The sequence below is a fragment of the Shewanella schlegeliana genome (assembly GCF_016765635.1).
Lineage (GTDB): Bacteria > Pseudomonadota > Gammaproteobacteria > Enterobacterales > Shewanellaceae > Shewanella > Shewanella schlegeliana.
The window spans coordinates 298,582-319,890 of record NZ_JAESVD010000005.1; the positions used below are offsets into that span (position 1 = coordinate 298,582).

Consider the following 21,309-nt stretch of genomic DNA (forward strand, 5'->3'; position numbering starts at 1 on the left):
TAACGCCCGCTACAATAATTTAGGAGTTACCCGGCATTATTTTTTGTCATCTTTAACTTCTTCAAACTCTGCATCTACTACGTCATCTTCAGGCTTAGCAGACTTTGCTTCACCTTCTGGTTGACCTTGCTGTGCTTGCGCTTTAGCTTGAGCGATTTCCATTAACTTAGAAGACGCTTCCATTAGCTCTTGAGTAGACTTTTCAATCGCTTCTTTGTCATTGCCTTTAACAGCAGTTTCAACGTTAGCCATTGCAGCTTCAATCTTCTCTTTCTCGTCCGCTGGTAGTGCTTCACCCGCTTCTTCGATCTGCTTCTTAGTTGCGTGAACCATGCCATCAGCTTGGTTACGAGCTGTTACTAGCTCTTCGAACTTAGCATCTTCGTCAGCGTGTGCTTCAGCGTCACGAACCATAGCTTCAACTTCTTCATCACTTAGACCTGAAGAGGCTTTGATGGTGATGTTTTGTGCTTTACCAGTCTTCTTATCTGTAGCAGATACATGCAAGATACCGTCAGCATCGATGTCGAAAGCAACTTCAATTTGTGGCATGCCACGTGGAGCTGGCTCGATACCTTCTAGGTTAAATTGACCTAGAGACTTGTTACCGCTAGATTGCTTACGCTCACCTTGAAGTACGTGAATAGTCACGGCACTTTGGTTGTCGTCAGCAGTCGAGAATGTTTGTGAAGCTTTAGTCGGGATAGTGGTGTTCTTCTCGATTAGCTTAGTCATTACGCTACCCATAGTCTCAATACCTAGAGATAGTGGAGTAACGTCTAGTAGCAATACGTCTTTAACGTCGCCAGATAGTACACCCGCCTGAACAGCTGCACCAATAGCTACCGCTTCATCAGGGTTAACGTCTTGACGTAGCTCTTTACCGAAGAATGCAGAAACTTCTTCGCGTACTTTAGGCATACGAGTCTGGCCACCCACTAGAATCACTTCGTTGATGTCAGAAACTGAAAGGTCAGCATCTGCAAGTGCAACTTTTAGTGGCTCAAGTGAACGCTTGATCAAGTCTTCAACTAGTGACTCAAGTTTTGCACGAGTGATCTTAACCACTAAGTGCTTAGGACCTGTTGCATCTGCAGTGATGTATGGCAGGTTAACTTCAGTTTGTGTTGTGCTTGATAGTTCGATCTTCGCTTTTTCTGCCGCTTCTTTTAGACGCTGCATCGCGAGAGGATCGTTACGTAGGTCAAGACCTTGCTCTTTCTTGAACTCGTCAGCAAGATACTTAATCATACGGTTATCAAAGTCTTCACCACCTAAGTGAGTATCACCGTTAGTCGCTAGTACTTCAAACGTTTGCTCGCCATCAACACTGTCGATTTCGATGATAGAGATATCGAATGTACCACCACCTAAATCGTATACAGCAACGATGTTGTCGCCTTGCTTCTTATCGATACCGTAAGCAAGTGCAGCCGCTGTTGGCTCGTTGATGATACGCTTAACTTCAAGACCCGCGATACGACCCGCATCTTTAGTAGCTTGACGCTGTGAATCGTTAAAGTATGCAGGAACAGTAATAACCGCTTCTGTTACTTCTTCACCTAAGTAATCTTCAGCTGTCTTCTTCATCTTCTTCAAGATTTCAGCAGAGATTTGTGGTGGAGCCATTTTCTTGCCTTGTGCTTCAACCCAAGCGTCACCGTTGTCGGCGCCGATGATTTTGAATGGCATGATATCAACGTCACGTTGAACTTCGTCATCTTTAAAACGACGGCCAATAAGACGCTTAATAGCAAATACTGTGTTAGTTGGGTTTGTTACAGCCTGACGCTTTGCAGACTGACCAACTAAAGTTTCATCAGCAGTGTATGCGATGATTGATGGTGTAGTACGATCGCCTTCAGCATTCTCCAAGACGCGCGCTTTGTCGCCATCTAATACTGCAACACAAGAGTTAGTTGTGCCTAAATCGATACCAATAATTCTACCCATGGAGTCCTCCGAAAAAACTTTTAAAAACTAAATTTGTTGTCTGTTTATTGAAATGGGGATAGACCGAATCGTTTTCAAGTCTTTTTTTTCATCCCAAATCGTCTCTTAACCCCTATATTGGGACGTTTAGAATGAATACAAGGGAAAATTTAAAAATTATCTTAAGAATGCATTAATTTGATCTGTGACTCGTTCGCAATCACAGTGAAAACGTATAATGGATACAATCTAGAGGTAGCGTGTCAATTGGCTTCATCAAGAATCAATTTACGCTTAGTTGTCATCTCATTTTGTAGAGTAGTAAACATTGAAATCATCCCATCAAGCCTATCTGTTTGGTATCGGTGCCATTTTTCTATGGTCCACCGTTGCAACTGCATTTAAGTTGGCATTGGCGCACTATACGCCGCTGCAATTGGTATTCGTTGCCGTCACCACCTCAATATTTGCTTTAGGCGCCATCTTAATCGCACAAAGAAAGTTGCCACTCATTAAGCAGCAGTTTCTCGCGAGGCCGTTTTTCTACTTACAGACGGGACTACTAAATCCATTCCTATACTATTTAGTTTTATTTAAAGCTTACGATCTACTGCCTGCTCAGCAAGCATTGTCTCTTAATTACACCTGGGCAATTTTACTGCCGCTACTATCGGTACCTTTGCTGGGTCAAGTACTGCGCAAGAGCGATATCACTGCGGCTTTGGTTGCCTATTGTGGTGTGTTCTTTATTGCCACCAAAGGCAATATTACCAACTTTCAGTTCGAAAGCATGGCAGGTGTCGCCCTTGCGCTGACTAGCACCGTGCTTTGGTCGCTCTATTGGATAGTGAATACTAAAGATAAAGGCGATCCCGTGGTCAGTTTGCTGCTCAGCTTTTTAGTGGGCTTACCCTTTATTGTTGTCGCACTCATGCTGACCCAGTCGCTACCAAGTCTAGATATGAAGGCACTATTTGCGGGCGTCTACGTGGGTCTATTCGAAATGGGCGTCACCTTTGTTCTGTGGCTAGTTGCCTTAAAGAAAGCCGAGCGCACTGCCAGTATCAGTACTCTGGTATTTATTACCCCGGTGATGTCGATAGGCTTTATCGCTTGGATATTGCAAGAGAGCATAGAAAAGTCGACCTATATAGGGTTAGGGCTAATTATTCTCGCACTGATATTGCAGCAGGTTTTACCCAAAGTCGGCCAATGGCGAACAAAAAAACGCATATCTGCTTAAACGCCTAAATTAGATAAGTTAGCCCTATAGCCGAACCCAGTGTTCGGTTTTTTTTAGTTTCAAAAGGTATTTATGAACTAAACTATAATTGTAAATCAGCTTAGGCACGGGTATAAAGTAACAACTGCGTAACAAAATGGACCTTAGTTATGTATTACAAATATATGGATGCATTTAAATTTTTCAGGCAACCCAAAGTAGCCATGTTTATCAGACTTAGCTCAATGCTAGTTGCCGTGGCGATGCTATTACATGAGTTACAGCTAGGACGCTCTTACTCTTGGTATTTTGCGTTTCTATACTGCTTTTTTCTCATTCCCTCACTCTACTTTACCCGAGCGAACCGATACCGACATTTCTTCCATATGCGGGACGTGCTTAAACCCTTTAGGATCTATACGGTACTGATGACCCTGACCTATTTTGTGTTGTACCTACACCAAATCATTACTTATGAGCCTCTGCCCACATAACAACCCTGCTCATATAACAACATAGTGTTCAGCCCGAAAAAGTCATAAAAAAAGCCGCTCAATGCGGCTTTTTTATGTGGACTTAAAACGGAGTAAGTAAACCCAGTTTAACCACGAATCGTATAATCGCCCCAAGCTAACCATTTATAGGTCGTCAGTGCTTCTAGTCCCATAGGTCCACGAGCATGCAGTTTTTGCGTACTCACCGCCACTTCGGCGCCTAGGCCAAACTCACCACCATCGGTAAAGCGGGTACTTGCGTTCACATATACGGCCGCCGAATCAACCGCGTTCATAAACTCACTCGCGGTATGAATATTATCGGTCAGAATTGACTCAGAGTGGCCACTTGAGAAAGTGCGGATATGCTCAACGGCATCGGCTAACTCTGCAACCACTTTGATCCCTAGGGTCAGGGATAACCACTCTGTCGCAAAGGTCTCGTCGGTTGCAGCAGCAACAGCGATACCTTCGACAGCCAAGATAGCTTGCGTCTGATCGCAGCCGCAGAACTTAACGCCTAAACTGCTAAGGTGTTTTGCTAAAGCGGGAATGAACGTTTTTGCATGACTTTGGTGAATAAGCACAGTATCCAGCGCATTACACACCGTTGGCCGCTGCACTTTAGCATTTTCAATAACCGCAACCGCTTTGTCTAGGTTAGCCTCAGCGTCAACATAGATATGACAGATACCAATACCGCCCAGGATCACTGGAATGGTGGCTTGCTCGGCACACAGACGCTGCAAGTTTTGCCCACCGCGAGGCACGATCATATCGACATACTTATCTAGCTTTAACAGACCAGAAACTAGTGCGCGATCAGGATTGTCAATTAACTGTACGCAATCTTCAGGCAAGCCCTGTTCTACCATGGCACTACGGATCACTTTACACAGCGCCTTATTCGAAGCGAGGGTCTCTTTACCACCACGAAGAATAACCGCATTACCGGTTTTCAGTGCTAATACCGCAATATCAACGGTCACATTTGGGCGTGCTTCATAAATAACCCCGATGACCCCAAGAGGCACACGGCGACGTGACAATCGTAAACCGTTATCCAACAAACGACTATCGATCTCGCTACCAACAGGGTCGGTCAAACCGATCACATTATCGATGTCGCTAATTACGCCCATTAAGCGTGCTTCATCGAGTAATAGGCGGTCAATCATCGCATCTGACAGGCCATTAGCCTTCGCCTGTGCCACGTCTTGTTGGTTAGCGCTAACTATATCGGCTTTAGCAGCCGTGAGTTTATCGGCTATACAGCGAAGCAGTGCCGACTTTTGCTGTCCAGAAAGATTCGCTAAAGCATAACTTGCCTGTTTAGCATTCTGCCCTAAAGCCGTTAAATATCCGTCGTTACTCATAACACCACCATGTCGTTGCGGTGAACCACTGCATCACCATAATCATATCCAAGCACCTCTTCGATACTATCGGAGTGCTTTCCTGCAATCTTAGTCATATCTACTGAGCCATAACGGCTCATGCCTTTAGCATACACCTTGCCCTTGGCATCAATCAGCTCGATGGTATCGCCACGCTGAAACTGGCCTTTAACCTCGGTAATACCTTTAGAAAGTAAACTTCTGCCCTTCTCGGTCACAGCTGTAATGGCACCAGTATCCAGCACGACTTGTCCGCGAGCTTTAGGTCCGGCCAAAATCCACTGTTTACGGCTTTCTAGTGGGTGCTCAAGCGCGGTAAAGTGAGTACCGACAGGCTTAGCGCAAACCACATTTTGAATAACATCTTTATGGTGACCAGAGGCAATAACCACCTCAATCCCTGCGCGACGCGCAATATCAGCAGCCTCAAGCTTAGTCGCCATACCGCCCGTTCCAAGCCCAGATACCGCACCACCCGCTAGCATGCGCAAACTATCATCGATATTTTGCACTTCGGTGATCAATTTGGCGTCTGGATTTTTACGCGGGTCGGCGTCAAATAAGCCTTTCTGATCGGTCAACAGAATCAATAAGTCCGCATCACACAATAGTGCGGCGCGAGCCGATAAGTTATCGTTGTCGCCAACCTTGATTTCCGCTGTTGCGACCGCGTCATTCTCGTTAATAATTGGAATGATGCCATTGTTAAGCAAGGCATTAAGCGAATCTCTCGCGTTTAAATAACGTTCTCTGTCATGCAGATCGGCGCGGGTTAACAATAGCTGCCCAACATGCAAACCATAGATACTAAATAACTGAGACCAGGCAAGGATCAGTTGACTCTGCCCAACCGCAGCAAGCAACTGCTTACTGGCAATGGTATCGGGTAATTCGGGGTAGCCTAAATGCTCTTTACCTGCAGCGATTGCTCCAGAGGTACACAAGACGACTTCGACACCCGCTTTCATCAAGCAAGCCATCTGCCGTGCTAATTCAACCATGTGCGCTTTATCTAGTTTTCGGCTGCCAGATGTCAGTACACTCGTTCCCAATTTAACCACTACGCGGCGGTAACTAATCTCACTTAAGTTCATTATCTGCTAACAAAATTACATTGAATAAAACCTTATACCCAATCTAGGTTTGAAATGGTAGTAAGCACCAACAAAGAAACTGAAAAAAAAAGATGAAATAGGGTTATCTCATGATAATTGCTGGAAATTTAGCAGAATATTGAAATTTCACGCGAGATTTTTTAACAGTCGACGCTAAATCGTCATAAGAGAAAGCCACACTGAGTGTGGCTTTAAATTGGCTTATGAGCAGTTAACAAGACTGACTAGCCATAGATAAACTTAGCAACAAACAGTGCGGCTAAGATCACCACTCCGACGCTTAAATCTTTATAGCGTCCGCTCATCAATTTTATCACCGCATAAGAGATAAAGCCCATGGCTATTCCTGTTGCAATAGAGAAAGTCAGCGGCATTAAGATACAGACAACCACCACCGGTGCCGCCTCGGTAATATCTTCCCATTCAACATGAACCAGCCCCGCCATCATCAAGATAGCGACGTAAAAAAGTGTCCCCGCCGTCGCATAAGCAGGCACCATTCCCGCTAATGGCGAGATAAATAATGCCCCTAAAAATAGAAGCCCCACGACCACCGCGGTTAATCCTGTACGGCCGCCAGCACTGACACCCGCGGTACTTTCGATATAGCTGGTTGTGGTTGAGGTACCCAACATGGCACCGGCAATGGTTGCGGTGCTGTCAGCGGTTAAAGCTCGGTTTAATCGCGGTAAACGCCCTTTATCATCTAGAAAGCCACCACGCTGCGCCACGGCCACTAAGGTGCCGGAGGTATCAAATAGATCGACAAATAGGAAGGCAAACACCACAGATAGCATGCTGATCTCTAACACACTAGAGAGATCCATCTTCATAAATGTTGGCATGATAGACGGCGGCGTTGAGACAATACCTTGATACTGAACATCTCCAAATAGCAGACCTAACCCGGTAATCGCCAATATGCTAATAATAACGGCTGACTTCATTCCACGATGAACCATGGCAATAATAAGGAAAAATCCTAACGCCGCCATAACCGCTGGAAAAGCAGTAATATCCCCCATAGCCACCAGTGTTGCCGGGTTAGCCACAACAATGCCAGCACTCTTAAGGCCAATCAAAGCCAAAAACAGACCAATACCCGCAGCAATACCGATCCGCAGCGACATTGGGATGCTATTTACCACCCACTCACGAATGCGCACCAAAGATAAAACTAAGAAGCAAATACCAGACAGGAACACCGCACCTAATGCCGTTTCCCATGAGTAGCCCATCTCACCCACGACGGTGTAGGTAAAGAAGGCGTTTAAGCCCATACCTGGAGCCAAGGCGATTGGATAGTTAGCAACGAGTCCCATGACTAAACAGCCGATGGCCGCCGCTAAACAGGTCGCGACAAACACGGCGCCGTGATCCATACCCGCATCGGCTAGCATCATAGGATTGACAAAAATGATGTAAGCCATGGTCAGGAAGGTCGTTAGTCCTGCGATGACCTCTTGCTTTAGTGTTGTTTGATTTTGTTTTAATTTGAATAATTTTTCTAACATGGAACTAAGTCCCTTGGTTTTTATTATATTGATTTGTAGGGTGTAATCATTGGTAACTTAAGTAAGACTTTTCTATTTAGCAAACAATCATTATTTGATTCACAGTGAGCCTTGGTTAACAAAGTACGAATATGGATATGTACAAAAACCGCTCAACCTGTACATTTCGGTGCGATTATACGGGGGGTTTAGGTCAGAGACCAGTTATTTAAAACACCTGTTTGTTTGTGAGTTGGGCAACTTTGGAGGCCACTCGGGAGGCGACTTGGTTCAGCTTCAGTCAGCTTTAGCGATCTGATTGTTTTGCTGTTAACAACAATTAGGAACTGTCGAGTTTTCTACTTGAAAGTTAGACTGCGTCTAACAATTAATACCGTGGCTATGCCACATATCAAGCTGCGCTTGACCAACGTCGCGGCGCTTCGCCCGCACCCGAGAGATTGTATAACATAGCCATAATGTTATTTTTAGGCCAAGCATGACAATCAGCTAAAGTGGTTCCAATGGCCTGCGGCCAGCGCATGTGCAGACACTGCCGTGACACGCTGCAAGTCCATCCATGGAAGCTCGGCCATGACGTCCTTGTCATGGACGGTCACGGCCGTATCTACACCGAGTTAGAAAAGCACAATCTTTAATGTTTAGAGTTACGGCTAAAGTCCTAGCTCGTTTTTGGACAAAAATTGGTTAGAGCAACGAGTCTAAAGCTGGGTCGTGGGAGGAGGAAAAATATGATTCTCAAATAAAGTTTACCCTGACCCCACATATCCTTTTGTGACCCCACATATCCTTTTGTGACCCCACATATCCTTTTGTAGCTTTTATCATTCTTCTTCCATGCTTTTTACTTCTGTTTTAATACAAGAACGATCTTCTGCTAAACCAATTTGCATCCAATAATTTATTGATAATACACCAATATTTTCATTTTCAGATGGTTCATAATTAACTTTAACAAACTGCTTTTCAGTAACCTTACCAATTTCGATAGACTCGAATAAATCTTTAGTAGTCAGCAAGCTGAAGTTAACGTCCGAAAATCGAATACTGTATACGATAATATTACCTATATGACAGATATAATTTCGTCCATAACCATCGATAAACGATATATCAAATTTATCTGCTAAATCTTGTTTATACTCTGCTTCTCGAAGTAATTGATTTAACTCCGAGCTTCCTGAGAACAAAACAGGGTTTAAAATATTTTTGCTTAACTCTGAAATATCAAAAATATTATCTTCTGCATTGGCATAGAGTTTTGAATCAGAGGTTTTGTAGCGCAGTAGCTTCCTTAATATATTGAGTTTAAGATTGTTTCCTGTTGATTCTTTTAGCCAATCGTCCTCGTTAAAAGCTCTATTGGTATCAATCCTTTTCGCAATTTTCTCTTTTAAATACCCCTGTATGTTTAATTTGCATAAATTATCTTCCATAGGGGTACCATTAAAACTAACCGATTTAAAGAGGTTCATAGGAAATTCCAAATTCTGCTCTTCGCCTGTAAAAGCCTCGGAACAAGTTAAACCAAACTCTGTTAGAAGCTCTTCGTCAATTTCAGCATCTGTAACTATGTCATTCTGTCGTTGGTTTATTTGATTAATCACCTGCTGAACTGAAGCTTTAAAGTTATCTAGGTTACTATCAAACTCTTCTCTAGAGATAAGGAATGGCTCTTTGATTTCGTCAGACAATTTAAGCCATTGTTGTAAGTCACGAACAAGGGAATTTTGATCTTGATGGCGAAACGCATCTGAAAAAATGATATCGAACCATTTACGTTCAAGTTGCCATTGGTTATTTGAAAATGAAACGGCAATTTCAACATAAGCACTATTCATACTATGAGGATCGTTGCGTCCCCAGCCTGAATAGGTACGTCCTGATACTCTTCGCTTTTCATTAACGCGCCCAAAAGACTCAAGAACTTTTGAAAGCCATGAGCCGTAGCTACTGTCACCATAATTGGGGTAATCTCTATGCCTAATATACGCCCCAAGGATGTCGTTAGCATTAGATACAGATTTCGTTCTACCACCAATTGAGCCTGTTGGATGGATTGAATCACTAGAAAATAGTGCTCTAACATATTGTCTTATTTTATCGTCATCGTTCAAGTTAGGCTTGAGCAGAATGTAACAAGCAGTAATAATTCTCAGGTCAAACGCAGCATTCTTTAGTGCAATATTAAAAGCAGGTTGAAGCTTAAATTCATTACCATTCAAAGCAGTAATCCATGACGGCGCATCGAAGCTTTTAAGCAACATGTCATGGGTCACCAATTCTGAGTGCCATGCATATTCTTCAAATACATGACCATAATCTTCTACAGAAAACTTTTCGTGCCAGTTATTTAACATGTCTACTCCCCAACCAGCAGCTTCAACATTGTTATACCTCAATGCTGATACTGCGGTATGAGCTGTAAACTCTAGGTGTGCAAGGAACAATGGTAATGAATCAGTAAAATTATCCAGCCGTTTACTTCTTGGTTCAATGTAATCCAGCCAAGACTCCCATGACCCAACAAAATCAAAAAGTACGTCTTCATATTTATTGGCTACACGCATATCTGGTGAAGAAGAGTTATATGAACGCCATTCCATCAATAATGACCAAGTAAAGTAACTACCTTGGATCAATGAAATCCCCTCATGCTTAACTAATTTTTCTCGATCTGAAAATATTCGCTTATGCAAATAAATGACTTCGTCAAAGTATTCAATGTTTTCAGGGATTAGTTCGACAGCAGCTTTAGCAATTTGAAAATATTCTGTCAAAATTTCATCGAGATAACTTCTACTGAAAAAGCCGGCCGTTGGCAGCAATAACCAGTTGTCGTCTTCTCTATTATCATTTAAGAAGCTTAAAGCTGAAGCTATCTCGATGTGCCATTTCACGATGTTGTCTAAAGCATATTTGAATTCTACAGTGTTCTTTTCTCGAATCGAGTCATTAGCTGAGCCAACCAAGCCTAGCATCATGGATGTCAGGCTCTTATCATGTTGTTCTTCGTTTTTCTTAGTTGCAAAACTATTTTTAATCAGTGTTTTAGATAACCAACCTAGATCAAAACCAGTATATCTAACAACTACGAGACCCGTTTCATTTTCTCTAGTCCAAAAAGGTTGTAGTACTAATTCTGGCTTATCATTAAAATCTAAACCCTGCCTGCCAAAACCTTTTTTCGAAACTAGCCACTTGCCCAAACTCCGGCAACTGAACCAACTAAGTACTTTGAACTTCTTAACTTGGTAACGAATTACCGCGTTGATGATTGCGAAGTAGACATTAGTAACCTGAATTGGAGCTGCTGCCGGAACTATAATTTCGTTGTACTTATCAGTAGAGTAGTTATAAGTGCTAACTTTCAGTACGTTTTCATCTGGGCTAGCCAGAATATTATTCTGCACTGAGTTTAGTAGTAATAGCTCATGAATTCTTTGCCTAATATCGGTCTCACACAGTTCATGAATAGTGAACCGAACAACTAACCTGTCACGTTTCGTTTCATCTAGCATAAAAAATGTAGCAGTAAAAAACCAACTAGTTAATAGGATATTAAGAATCAACCATAGAGCTGTAGTTATGCAAATCGCTAGATAAGTTGAGTGATCCATACTTGCACTGAGGAAATAGCCTGCAACTATAAAAATGGACAAAAATAAACCACTCAGACCAGCAAACATGAAGCCAGAGTACATCTGATAAATAGGAAACAGTGTTTTCTTACCTGACTTATTCTGAAAAAGCACACCAATCAAACCAATAACAAGGGGATACACAACGCCGACAATGGTTAGCTGTCCTGCTAGAAAACCTCCTTGCCAGTCAATTAATTTTTTCCAGTGAGGGAAATACTCAATAGCAAATGGAGTTAATTCTTCTTTCCAGAGTAATAAATTAGTAACAAGCAAACTAGCTAAGGCGAAGGTGAGAAAGGTGTAATAACTATGCCTTTGAGACCAGCGTAATATGTTGTGTTCAAAAAAACTCCACTTACTAGATAAGAACGCCTTGTTTTGATAAAGAGTTTCATCAATGTTTTTATTTACATGATACTGAAGTGAATTTAACATTTTCTCGATTTTAACAAACACTTAAGTGCCTCAAACAGCTAGAAGGATCATTTTCAAGTACAACCACTTTACTAGAAAGCGTGTGTTAATCAATGATATGCGTACCTTTATATTGTTTAGTGCTTATGATGGGGAGTCAGGCCTTGCTTTTTGCATTCCGATTAAAATATGTATGGCAAACGTAGCTGACTACTGAGTGTCTTTTTTCGAGATGAAAATGATAAAGGGGCAAAAGTAAGTTACTAAACATACGGGAAACACCCATTCCCCATCGGAGTTGCCGAAGTACGCAGATAAAAATGCCGTGGAGCCATCATGGATGATGGCTCTGGCTCGGAGGGACATGGATGTCCCATCTGAGCCGTTAGGCGATTTTTATTGGAGTATGAGGAATCACAACTTCGTCGGGGCGGCTGGGGAGATCCAAGAGGGGGTAGCTGTTGCCCCCTTCTTGGCCGAGTGTGAGCTGGAAGCTCACGGCTTTGGTCAGGTGCAACCTGATTTATAGCCTTAAATTCAAGGCAAAAAAAACCAGCTCAAAGGAGCTGGCAAGACATGTTTCAAGTGTTCCAAAAGGAAATCGGTTAGCGCGCTAGCGTTAATCAATGGTATATCAACAAGGTCAACATACCACTTGAGTCTAAACACACCCAAAGGGTGTTATAAGGTTGATGGATGATGGAACTACCTTTAAGGAGGGTTAGCCCTTAAAAGTCATGGCGTATAAACCGCCACGCAAAACAGTTGAATCCAACCAAGTGTTTTGCCAGTAAATCGTAGTTTGTCCTGTATAAGGCACAGTCAATACTCCTAACAAAGTTGTAAACATACACTCAAATTAAATCAGTCAAAGGGGTTGAGCCAAACTAATTTAATGAGTCAACTTGTCGCTCGATTCCTTGGAGAATTATCCTTCCTGGATAGACTTCTTAATTGGCAGACATCTGTCTAACCAAGGAGGGTGATTATAGAGCGCTGTAATTTTATTACAACCCTTTCTTGTAAAAAATGCTTAAAAACGATCTAAGCGGTAATTTTACGACAAACTAGAGCGATGCAGATCACAAAACTGGGGCGCTATCGGCTTACATTCACAATCAAACACTTTTTCTGATCAAAAAAACACATCTTTAACTGCTGTTTTATGGATCTTCCATGCTCTCTTAGTAAATAAAATACAAAAAAAAGCCCACTCAATGAGTGGGCAAGACATTTCAAGCGTTCCTAACGGAAATTGGTTAACGCGCCAGCGGTAATCAATGGCAAGCAGCGGGAGTATACTAACTCAGGCTGTCTGCGACTTGGTCTACAAGTATCTAAAAGATACATTAAAGGTTGATGGAAACTGATTAACTAAAAAGGAGGGTTAGCCCTTGAAAGTCATGGCGTATAAACCGCCGCGCAAAACCTCAGTGTTTAACCAAAAGCTCTGCGAATAAATAGTGTTACTAAAAAACATAATTAATACTCCTAACAAAGTTGAATTCCAAATACTCTACTTTCATAAAAGCCGTTCGATGGCTTGTAGAGTCAACTTGTCGCTCGATTCCTTGGAGAATTATCCTTCCTGGATAGACTAAGTGTCGCTAAGCACCTTTGCTTACCCGACGAAAGCTATTATAGATAAATGTAGTTTTATTACAAGCTTTTTATTTAAAAAAGCCTAAAAAAGCTTATTTTGGTAATTTTATTACATCAATTACTAAAGCAAGCAGACTCTCGGGCCATTTCGGTTAGCCAAGAACATAAGCTTTGCATGCAATGAAAGTTAAAAAGCCGATAAAAAAATCGGCTTTTAAAAGTGACGGTGTGGCCTGTAGCTACCTCGTGGTCATATAACTAAATAAGCCGACTAATGGGGTGGCCGTTGGCGTACCATATTGAGGATGCCCCTCGGTTGCGCTACCCGCAATATCTAAGTGTGTATAAGCAATCGGCTTGTGATCATTTAAACCATGGCCACTTAGGCCTGAGGCTTCAATCAAGAATGCAGCAGGATACTGATGGCCTCGTGCCGTCACCGATGAAGGGGCATTATTTGACGACAACATGTCTGCAGCAGCAGAGGGATCGACAATTTTGCTAAAATCATCACGACGTAACTGAGTCACCTCAATCGGCTCACCCCAAAGTGATGCTTGCTCTTGCATGTTATAGGCAAGATTAGCCTGCTTAGCGACACTGTTTTCAACCGCCGCAGTGTATCCACCAAAGCAGCGCACCACATGACCCGTTAATGTCGCTACCGAGAACATCTGTGGATTAACCGCAGCAACAGCCTTTAAACGCAGGTGGGAGAGCAGATCGGCCAAGACTAGACGCCCCTCTGCATCGGTATTACCAATTCGGACGCGTTTGCCTGCATGGCTGGTGATGATCTCATCGGTGACAAATGCTTCACTGCCGATACTGTTTCGCACTAGGCCCAATTCGGCCACAACACGGATCCCCTTAGGTTTAAGCATGCTGATGGTCTTCATCAGGCCTGCGACCGCAGCCGCACCACCTTTATCTCGGCTCATCCCCGCCATACCACCCGCTATTTTTAGATCGGCGCCGCCAGTATCGTAGACCACACCTTTACCGGCAAACAGATAAGTATGTTCAATCTCCCCTTCGCCAACATACTCAAGCTTTACCACCCGAGGTTGATGCCTTAATACGGCAAAAGAGGAGCGACCGACAGCGCTTAATAGTGGATAGTCACGCTCGAGAATATCTCTATCTTCAACCACGCTCATGGTTAAACCTGAATTTGCAAGTGCTGCAACACAGTAATCGGCAAAAGCGGGCGCAGACATACGCTCAGGTTCAGTGCCACAAAGATCGCGCGCAAGTGTACGCCCCGATTCAATCGCGGTTAGTGTGTTAGCACAGGTTGCTCCCTCTTTAGTGTCAGCTAATAGTCCTATCGCCTCTAAAGGTTCATCACCGCCACCGGCCTCTCTTAGCTCCAGTGCTTGCCAAAGCTCTTGCCCACAAGCGAGCGCTGCAACCTGAGCCGCATGTTGGTAACGCTGCTCGGTTGATGCGTTCACTAATAGTAGAGGCCGCTTCGCTCCCGCCTCTTTAGCCAGTTTAATCCCCTCTCTCGCCGCATCGGCAAACACCCGCACATCTTGGTAATCATCATCTGCCTTTTTAACTGGCGCGATAATCAAGCGCCCCCCTGCGAGTCCTGGAGCAAAGAGTAAAGTAACTGATTGACCAACACGCTTATCAACCTTTTGACCATGATTCGCCAGCAGTGAAACTTCATCGAGTTTTACCGAGCTGAGATCTGGGGTAACCACCACCAGCGCATCCCAACCACTGCCTTCGAAAATGGCATCTTGTTCTACTACATCAACAAATTTTACCGACCCCATAATCTATCCTTGTTATATTTTATTTTTGATTACGCATTATTCCCCTATTAAAGCTAGATTGCCAACGAGTCAAATCTATATGTGGAAACTTACCCTGACAAGAGCACTTAAGGGGTGTTGTAAACGACTCTGCTGCGCACTAAGACTATGCTAGACTGTCTGCAATTTCTGCCTTAATGGCAGCTGCGCTGCTATAGACATTACTCGAATAGGGGATTTTTAAGTGACCACTCTAAGTCAGTTACAACCACAAGCACTCTGGCAATGGTTCGAACAGATCTGTGCCATTCCGCATCCATCTAAACACGAGCAAGCTTTGAGTGCTCATATTCAAGCTTGGGCTAAAGATAAACAACTGAGTGTCGTTGAAGACAAAGTCGGTAACCTGATCATTAAGAAACCGGCTACCGCTGGCATGGAAAACCGTAAAACTGTCGTGCTGCAAGCGCATATCGACATGGTGCCACAGAAAAATGCAGACAAAGTTCATGACTTTGAGAAAGACCCAATTGAAGCCTATGTCGATGGCGACTGGGTTAAAGCCAAAGGCACAACGTTAGGTGCCGATAACGGTATTGGTATGGCTTCTGCGCTAGCGATTCTCGGCGCCAATGATATTCCTCACGGCCCACTAGAAGTGCTGCTGACAATTGACGAAGAAGCAGGCATGACAGGTGCTTTCGGCTTAGAAGCTGGCATGCTAGATGCTGAGATCCTAATCAATACCGACTCTGAGCAGGAAGGCGAGATCTACATGGGCTGTGCTGGCGGCGTCGATGCGCAGCTTAGCGTGCCTATGGTTTGGCAATCTCCAGAGCCGACTAATGCCAGTTATAAGCTGTCGATCTCAGGCCTAAAAGGTGGTCACTCAGGAGTTAACATTCATTTAGGTCGTGGCAACGCTAACAAGCTTTTGGCTCGTTTCCTGTTTACTCACGGTGATGAGCTTGCGATTGAGCTAACGCAATTTACTGGCGGCTCACTACGTAATGCTATTCCTCGCGAAGCGGAAGTAAGCTTTATGCTACCCGCTGAAAACATAGCGCTACTGCAAGAGCGAGCGACACAGTTCCAAGCATTAGTGCGTGAAGAGTTAGCGATTGCCGACCCAGATACTGTGCTCACACTGGAAGAGATCCCAGCGCAGATGCAGGTGATGAGTGAAGAGTCACAACAGATCTTAATTGATCTGCTTAATGCTTGCCCTAACGGCGTGATTCGCATGAGTGACGAAGTAAAAGGTGTGACAGAAACCTCGCTTAACGTTGGCGTGATCAGCACCGAAGACAATGGTGTACAAATTCTTTGTCTGATCCGCTCACTTATCGACTCAGGCCGTGAAGAGATTGAAGGCGTTTTAAGCTCGCTGGCAAACCTTGCAGGTGCAAACGTTGAGTTTAGCGGCGCCTACCCTGGTTGGAAGCCAGATAATAGCTCACCAGTAATGGCAAGCGTGCGTGAAACCTATGAGGCAATTTATAACAAAGAGCCGACCATCATGGTGATCCACGCAGGTCTTGAATGTGGTCTATTTAAGAAGCCTTACCCAGAGATGGATATGGTCTCTATTGGTCCAACGATTCGTTACCCACACAGCCCTGATGAAAAGGTTAACATCACTACAGTAGATCAATACTGGAAGCTGTTATTAGCTGTACTGGAACGTACTCCAGTCAAAGGCTAATCAACCTTGAATAGTCAAAAGGCCACTTAGCAATAAGTGGCCTTTATTATTTCTAGCAGAAGTTAGGGGACCGATTACCGTTCTGGCCCAAAGCCATTCGTTATCCACTTTACCAAAACAAGAACCCAGATGAAAAAGTTAGCATCACTACAGTAGATCAATACTGGAAGCTGTTATTAGCTGTACTGGAACGTACTCCAGTCAAAGGCTAGTCCCGCAGTTAACACCAAACTAAAACCCAAAAGGCCGCAAATTAGCGGCCTTTTTAATATCTAAGTATCACTTAACGACAACACGCCTAAAAGCCTAAATCCATCTGCGAGCTATCCACATCTGCCTGATCCGAAACAACGCTATTAGAGGCGAGTCCAACGGAAACTCCCAAGAGGCGGATCCCTCGTTCATGCTGTCTCTCCATCGCTTGTTCAAGCAGCTGGTAAAATAAGTTTACTGATATTTCATCACTTCTATGCTCTATCGTCGTCTGCTTAAAGTCTTCAAACTTAAGTTTAACCACTTGCTTATTGATCACCCTATCCTTTGCGCTGCGGTTCACACGGGCTGCCAGCTCCTGAATCAGTTGCGGCATCACGGCCCTACACTGCTCCAGTGTGTGAATATCTTTTGCCAAGGTGGTTTCAACCCCTACAGACTTTCGCTCTCGGTTAGGTGAAATACCTCGTTTGTCGACCCCTTTGGACCGCTCAATCAGCACGCTACCGAATTTTCCAAAACGTTCAATCAGCTTAGGCTCAGGGTAAGCCTGAATATCGCTACAGGTATGCAGCCCCAACTCTGCTAGCTTTTTGGCAGTGACCTTGCCCACGCCAGGTATTTTTATCAAGGGGAGAGTTTTAACAAACTCATCAATCATGTCCGGTCGAATCACATACTGTCCATTGGGTTTATTAAGATCGGAAGCTATCTTGGCCAAAAACTTCACCGGTGCGATGCCTGCCGATGCGGTCAGACCCGTTTCGGCCAAGATATCGGCCCGAATGGCCTCGGCGATTAAGGTTGCAGAGCCCTTGCAATGGCAGCTGTCGGTTACATCTAGGTAGGCTTCATCTAGCGATAGTGGCTCGATTAGGTCGGTGTAGCGCTCAAATACCGCTCTGATCTGGCTCGATACCTCTTTATAGACCTGCATACGCCCTGGAACCAAAATCAAGTTGGGGCACAGCTTTAATGCGTAACCTGATGCCATCGCCGAGCGCACACCAAATTGGCGCGCCTCATAGTTACAGGTACTGATCACCCCGCGGCGATCGCTGCGTCCACCGACGGCTATCGGTTTGCCTCTTAGTTCGGGAAAATCACGCATCTCCACTGCGGCGTAGAAGCAATCCATGTCTACATGAATAATTTTTTGCAAGCCCATATCCTCCGAAAAGAATATTACTGTATATAAAAACAGTATTCAATATAAAGCACACAGATCAAATGCTAACTTTTGAAATTGGCGGTGAGTAAAAACGCTAAGTAATTATTCTAAAATATGATTTACATTTTAGGCTCGCGGTAAAATAGCTGACTGAGCATCGTCAGCTCTTCTGCAGATAGAATGGATGAAGGCTTTATGTGAGCAGAGAAGCTCTGCCTCGCTGCCGCTATAAGCTGGTCATCACAAATCTGCGCCTCACGGCGCTCGATATAATCAAGCAGGTAGTCAATCTGAAACTGATTATCGACACTAAGGCAAATCTGCTCTGCTTTCGCTATCGTCAACATAGCCTGCTCCCCCACTGTCAAATAGATATTTAAGACTCATAACGGCACAGTGTATTCAAATCACTGCCGTTAACATCGATAACGCTATCATCAGACTAACTCAAACCGGCTGAATACAAGCTGTATAAGCAATTTGTAAAGTGACAATTTGGCTATAGAGGAAATAAAAAAGAGGCGCATTTAGCGCCTCTTTTTATTCATTATTGTATGACTCTACATTTTGCTCTGTAGATAATTTTGTAAACCGACTTTGTCAATCAATCCAAGCTGCTTCTCGAGCCAATACATATGATCAGACTCAGTCTCCTCGAGCAAGACCTCTAAGATCTCTCGACTCTCATAATCACTTTTTTGCTCACAAAGCGCTATCGCACTGCGTAAGTTATCGGCGACTTGATACTCATAAGCTAAGTCATTCTTAAGCATCTGCTCTGTATCTTTACCAATATTAAGCGGTTCTCTGCTCGCCACATCGGGTGTGCCTTCAAGGAACAAAATACGCTGTACTAACTTCTTCGCGTGCTCTCTTTCATCATCTGACTCATGAGAGATCCGCTCATGTAACTCATTAAGCCCCCAATCTTCATACATCAAACCATGAACAAAATATTGATCCATTGCAGACAGCTCACCAGTGAGTAGTTTATTCAGAGTATCTATGACTTCTTGGTTACCTTTCATGTTAGCCTCCAGTTAGCTCATCTTTGACTGCAAGTAGTTTTGAATGCCCATCAGTGAAATAAGCTCTAACTGAGCTTCGAGCCAATCTAAGTGCTCCTCTTCATCTTCTAACAGGTCTTCGAGAATGTCTCGGCTGACATAATCGGCCTCTAGTTCACATAAAGCTATTGCCTCGCGAAGTAACTGTAACTCCTCCTCGAGCATCACCTTGTCACACTCAAGCATCTCTTGGCTATGCTCGCCAATACGAATTTTGTCGAGCTGCTGCAAATTCGGCAGACCTTCAAGAAACAACACCCGCTCAATCAACTTGTCAGCATGCTTCATATCTTGAATCGATTTCTTGTAAGCCTTCTCGTCTAGCTCACCTAATCCCCAATTTTTGTACATGCGCGCGTGGAGAAAATACTGATTAATCGCGGTAAGCTCGCTGGTCAGCACCTTGTTAAGCTGACTAATGACCTTAGGTTGTCCTTTCATCTGTTCATCCTTAGTAAAAATTGATCTATATCAATATTCACAACCTAGAACAAAAAACACCCAAATTCAAATAAACTTTATATTTCAAAACCTTAATAAAGAAAATAATTATCATTAGCACTATATTTTCCACTTGGTAATTGGTGCGGACAAATCAGTTAATTATGTAAGGAAACTAAGCAATTAGTAATGAAAGTCACAATTAAAATAGACAGGTTAGAAGCCCAAGCGGGGGCGGGATATTAGCTCAAGCAGTAATAAACGCGAGATTTAGTGAAAATTGATATAAAAAAGGCTCCTAAAAGGAGCCTTAATCTGCGCCGAGTAAACGAGCTAAATAATACGATTCTGCTCTAATTTTTCACGACGTTCTTGTTCAGCCATTTTGGCCTTACGTTTATCGCAAGGGTCGTCACAATCACAGGCTTTCTCGATTCCGAGTGCACCTAGGCCACCACAGCTGCCAGCCACTGCTTTCTTCTTAAGTAAATAACCGATCGACATTAAGAAAAAGAATGCCAGTAATACGACAAATGCCGCAATAAATGTGCTCATATTCGTCTCCAACTACTGAGTAACGAAAGGTTTGAAGGCTTCGCTATAGAAAACCTTAAAGCCGTCATCTTGCTTTTCAATTAGCATTATCGCTAGATGCTCACGTTTAGCAAGTTCTAATGATGCTTTTGTGCCCAACACCATCATGGCTGTTGCGTAGCCATCTGCAACCATTGATTCAGGGTGCAGTACAGTAACCGAAGCCAATCGATGATTTATCGGGTATCCCGTACGCGGGTCAATCAAGTGAGAAAAGCGCTGTCCGTCCTCTTCATAATAATTCCGATAATCGCCCGATGTGGCCATCGCCATGTTCTTAGGTGAAATGACCTGTTGTACTGCGGTACCTGAATCTGATGGCTGCTCTATTGCGATACGCCATAGTGAACCATCGGCTTTAGTGCCTCGAAGACTAATTTCGCCACCAATCTCAACAAGATAGCCAGTAGGGTGGTACTTATCTAGCAGTGCTGCGACTTTATCGACACCAAAGCCTTTCGCGATAGACGAGAGATCCACATAGATGTCAGGATTCTGCTTACTGATCCTATTACCATCGACCTCTATTGCTTCAATTCCTGTGCGATCCATTGCTGTATCGATCTCTTGCTGCGAAGGGATCTGCGTTGGGCGCTTATCGGGACCAAAACCCCATAAGTTAACGATAGGACCTAGGGTGATATCCAGAGCTCCATCTGTTTTTTTGTAAAGCTCGATACCTTCCTCAATGACGGTCGCGGTATCGGCCGATACTTGCATTCGCTCTGGGCGGGTCATCTGATTAAACTGAGATAACTCTGAATCAGGACGATATGTCGACATCTGATCGTTAACCTTTTCAAGGGCTAAATCGATCTCAGCTTGCAATAAGTGGGGGTCAGGCATCGTTTCATTAGGCACGACCTTAATATGATAAGTCGTCCCCATAGTGTTGCCAGACAGTGAAATCACTTCAGCTTGTTTAGAACAACCTGAAATAAAAAAGGCTAACCCGATAAGGGCCAGCCAATTTACTAAGGTCTTAACCATTTTGACCTAGATCTCCAATAAGCGAGAG

16 protein-coding genes are annotated in these 21,309 nt (G+C 43.8%); 4 read left to right on the forward strand and 12 right to left on the reverse strand.

Annotation, left to right across the window (positions count from 1 at the left end; genetic code table 11):
• Positions 1–36 precede the first annotated feature (36 nt).
• Positions 37–1,953: a molecular chaperone DnaK gene (dnaK, locus tag JMA39_RS10730; RefSeq protein ID WP_202721873.1), complete on the reverse strand. Its 1,917-nt coding sequence runs from the start codon at positions 1,951–1,953 to the stop codon at positions 37–39.
• Positions 1,954–2,260: 307 nt separating this feature from the next.
• Here dnaK and JMA39_RS10735 point away from each other — a divergent pair, with 307 nt between their 5' ends.
• Together JMA39_RS10735 and JMA39_RS10740 are read left to right on the forward strand one after the other, a co-directional pair.
• Positions 2,261–3,175: a DMT family transporter gene (locus JMA39_RS10735; RefSeq protein ID WP_202721874.1), complete on the forward strand. Its 915-nt coding sequence runs from the start codon at positions 2,261–2,263 to the stop codon at positions 3,173–3,175.
• A 149-nt stretch (positions 3,176–3,324) separates the two neighbouring features.
• The gene (locus JMA39_RS10740) at positions 3,325–3,648 is read left to right on the forward strand and encodes a hypothetical protein (protein WP_202721875.1); all 324 of its coding nucleotides are present in this window, start codon (positions 3,325–3,327) and stop codon (positions 3,646–3,648) included.
• 107 nt (positions 3,649–3,755) lie between these two features.
• Here the strand turns inward: JMA39_RS10740 and JMA39_RS10745 are convergent, their stop codons facing one another.
• The 4 genes from JMA39_RS10745 to JMA39_RS10760 form a co-directional block, all read right to left on the reverse strand.
• The gene (locus tag JMA39_RS10745) at positions 3,756–5,024 is read right to left on the reverse strand and encodes a glutamate-5-semialdehyde dehydrogenase (RefSeq protein ID WP_202721876.1); all 1,269 of its coding nucleotides are present in this window, start codon (positions 5,022–5,024) and stop codon (positions 3,756–3,758) included.
• The gene (proB, locus tag JMA39_RS10750) at positions 5,021–6,139 is read right to left on the reverse strand and encodes a glutamate 5-kinase (RefSeq protein ID WP_202721877.1); all 1,119 of its coding nucleotides are present in this window, start codon (positions 6,137–6,139) and stop codon (positions 5,021–5,023) included. The genes JMA39_RS10745 and proB overlap by 4 nt, the downstream gene beginning before the upstream one ends.
• A 245-nt stretch (positions 6,140–6,384) precedes the next feature.
• Positions 6,385–7,674 (reverse strand): NCS2 family permease, encoded by a 1,290-nt coding sequence (locus JMA39_RS10755; protein WP_202721878.1) that lies wholly within the window; start codon positions 7,672–7,674, stop codon positions 6,385–6,387.
• 824 nt (positions 7,675–8,498) lie between these two features.
• On the reverse strand, positions 8,499–11,774 hold the full coding sequence (locus tag JMA39_RS10760; protein WP_202721879.1) for a hypothetical protein: 3,276 nt from the start codon (positions 11,772–11,774) through the stop codon (positions 8,499–8,501).
• A gap of 322 nt (positions 11,775–12,096) precedes the next feature.
• Here JMA39_RS10760 and JMA39_RS10765 point away from each other — a divergent pair, with 322 nt between their 5' ends.
• Positions 12,097–12,261, forward strand: a complete 165-nt coding sequence (locus JMA39_RS10765) for a hypothetical protein (protein ID WP_202721880.1) — start codon at positions 12,097–12,099, stop codon at positions 12,259–12,261.
• 1,312 nt (positions 12,262–13,573) lie between these two features.
• Here the strand turns inward: JMA39_RS10765 and JMA39_RS10770 are convergent.
• Positions 13,574–15,121 carry a M17 family metallopeptidase gene (locus tag JMA39_RS10770; RefSeq protein ID WP_202721881.1) on the reverse strand — a complete coding sequence of 516 codons (1,548 nt, stop codon included), beginning with the start codon at positions 15,119–15,121 and terminating at the stop codon, positions 13,574–13,576.
• Positions 15,122–15,344: 223 nt separating this feature from the next.
• Between JMA39_RS10770 and JMA39_RS10775 the strand changes: the two genes are divergently transcribed.
• Positions 15,345–16,805, forward strand: coding sequence for an aminoacyl-histidine dipeptidase (locus JMA39_RS10775; RefSeq protein WP_202721882.1), 1,461 nt, complete (start codon positions 15,345–15,347; stop codon positions 16,803–16,805).
• 298 nt (positions 16,806–17,103) lie between these two features.
• Here JMA39_RS10775 and dinB read toward each other — a convergent pair whose 3' ends face one another.
• The 6 genes from dinB to JMA39_RS10805 all read right to left on the reverse strand — a co-directional run bounded on the left by dinB (position 17,104) and on the right by JMA39_RS10805 (position 21,281).
• Positions 17,104–18,180, reverse strand: coding sequence for a DNA polymerase IV (gene dinB / locus JMA39_RS10780; RefSeq protein ID WP_202721883.1), 1,077 nt, complete (start codon positions 18,178–18,180; stop codon positions 17,104–17,106).
• A gap of 128 nt (positions 18,181–18,308) precedes the next feature.
• Positions 18,309–18,536, reverse strand: coding sequence for a hypothetical protein (locus JMA39_RS10785; protein ID WP_202721884.1), 228 nt, complete (start codon positions 18,534–18,536; stop codon positions 18,309–18,311).
• Positions 18,537–18,749: 213 nt separating this feature from the next.
• Positions 18,750–19,217 carry a bacterioferritin gene (gene bfr / locus JMA39_RS10790; RefSeq protein WP_202721885.1) on the reverse strand — a complete coding sequence of 156 codons (468 nt, stop codon included), beginning with the start codon at positions 19,215–19,217 and terminating at the stop codon, positions 18,750–18,752.
• A 12-nt stretch (positions 19,218–19,229) separates the two neighbouring features.
• The gene (gene bfr, locus JMA39_RS10795; protein ID WP_202721886.1) at positions 19,230–19,697 is read right to left on the reverse strand and encodes a bacterioferritin; all 468 of its coding nucleotides are present in this window, start codon (positions 19,695–19,697) and stop codon (positions 19,230–19,232) included.
• Between the two features lie 333 nt (positions 19,698–20,030).
• Complete coding sequence (nqrM, locus tag JMA39_RS10800) at positions 20,031–20,252, reverse strand: (Na+)-NQR maturation NqrM (RefSeq protein WP_202721887.1); 222 nt, start codon at positions 20,250–20,252, stop codon at positions 20,031–20,033.
• Positions 20,253–20,264: 12 nt separating this feature from the next.
• Complete coding sequence (locus tag JMA39_RS10805; RefSeq protein ID WP_202721888.1) at positions 20,265–21,281, reverse strand: FAD:protein FMN transferase; 1,017 nt, start codon at positions 21,279–21,281, stop codon at positions 20,265–20,267.
• Between the last annotated feature and the right edge of the window lie 28 nt (positions 21,282–21,309).

Bases quoted from the DNA above. Each gene is read 5' to 3' on its own strand.
- bfr (WP_202721886.1), bottom strand. From the start codon at position 19,697: ATGAAAGGACAACCTAAGGTCATTAGTCAGCTTAACAAGGTGCTGACC.
- JMA39_RS10770 (WP_202721881.1), bottom strand. From the start codon at position 15,121: ATGGGGTCGGTAAAATTTGTTGATGTAGTAGAACAAGATGCCATTTTC.
- JMA39_RS10785 (WP_202721884.1), bottom strand. From the start codon at position 18,536: ATGTTGACGATAGCGAAAGCAGAGCAGATTTGCCTTAGTGTCGATAAT.
- JMA39_RS10765 (WP_202721880.1), top strand. From the start codon at position 12,097: ATGGATGTCCCATCTGAGCCGTTAGGCGATTTTTATTGGAGTATGAGG.
- proB (WP_202721877.1), bottom strand. From the start codon at position 6,139: ATGAACTTAAGTGAGATTAGTTACCGCCGCGTAGTGGTTAAATTGGGA.
- nqrM (WP_202721887.1), bottom strand. From the start codon at position 20,252: ATGAGCACATTTATTGCGGCATTTGTCGTATTACTGGCATTCTTTTTC.
- dnaK (WP_202721873.1), bottom strand. From the start codon at position 1,953: ATGGGTAGAATTATTGGTATCGATTTAGGCACAACTAACTCTTGTGTT.
- JMA39_RS10740 (WP_202721875.1), top strand. From the start codon at position 3,325: ATGTATTACAAATATATGGATGCATTTAAATTTTTCAGGCAACCCAAA.
- JMA39_RS10805 (WP_202721888.1), bottom strand. From the start codon at position 21,281: ATGGTTAAGACCTTAGTAAATTGGCTGGCCCTTATCGGGTTAGCCTTT.
- JMA39_RS10745 (WP_202721876.1), bottom strand. From the start codon at position 5,024: ATGAGTAACGACGGATATTTAACGGCTTTAGGGCAGAATGCTAAACAG.
- bfr (WP_202721885.1), bottom strand. From the start codon at position 19,217: ATGAAAGGTAACCAAGAAGTCATAGATACTCTGAATAAACTACTCACT.
- JMA39_RS10755 (WP_202721878.1), bottom strand. From the start codon at position 7,674: ATGTTAGAAAAATTATTCAAATTAAAACAAAATCAAACAACACTAAAG.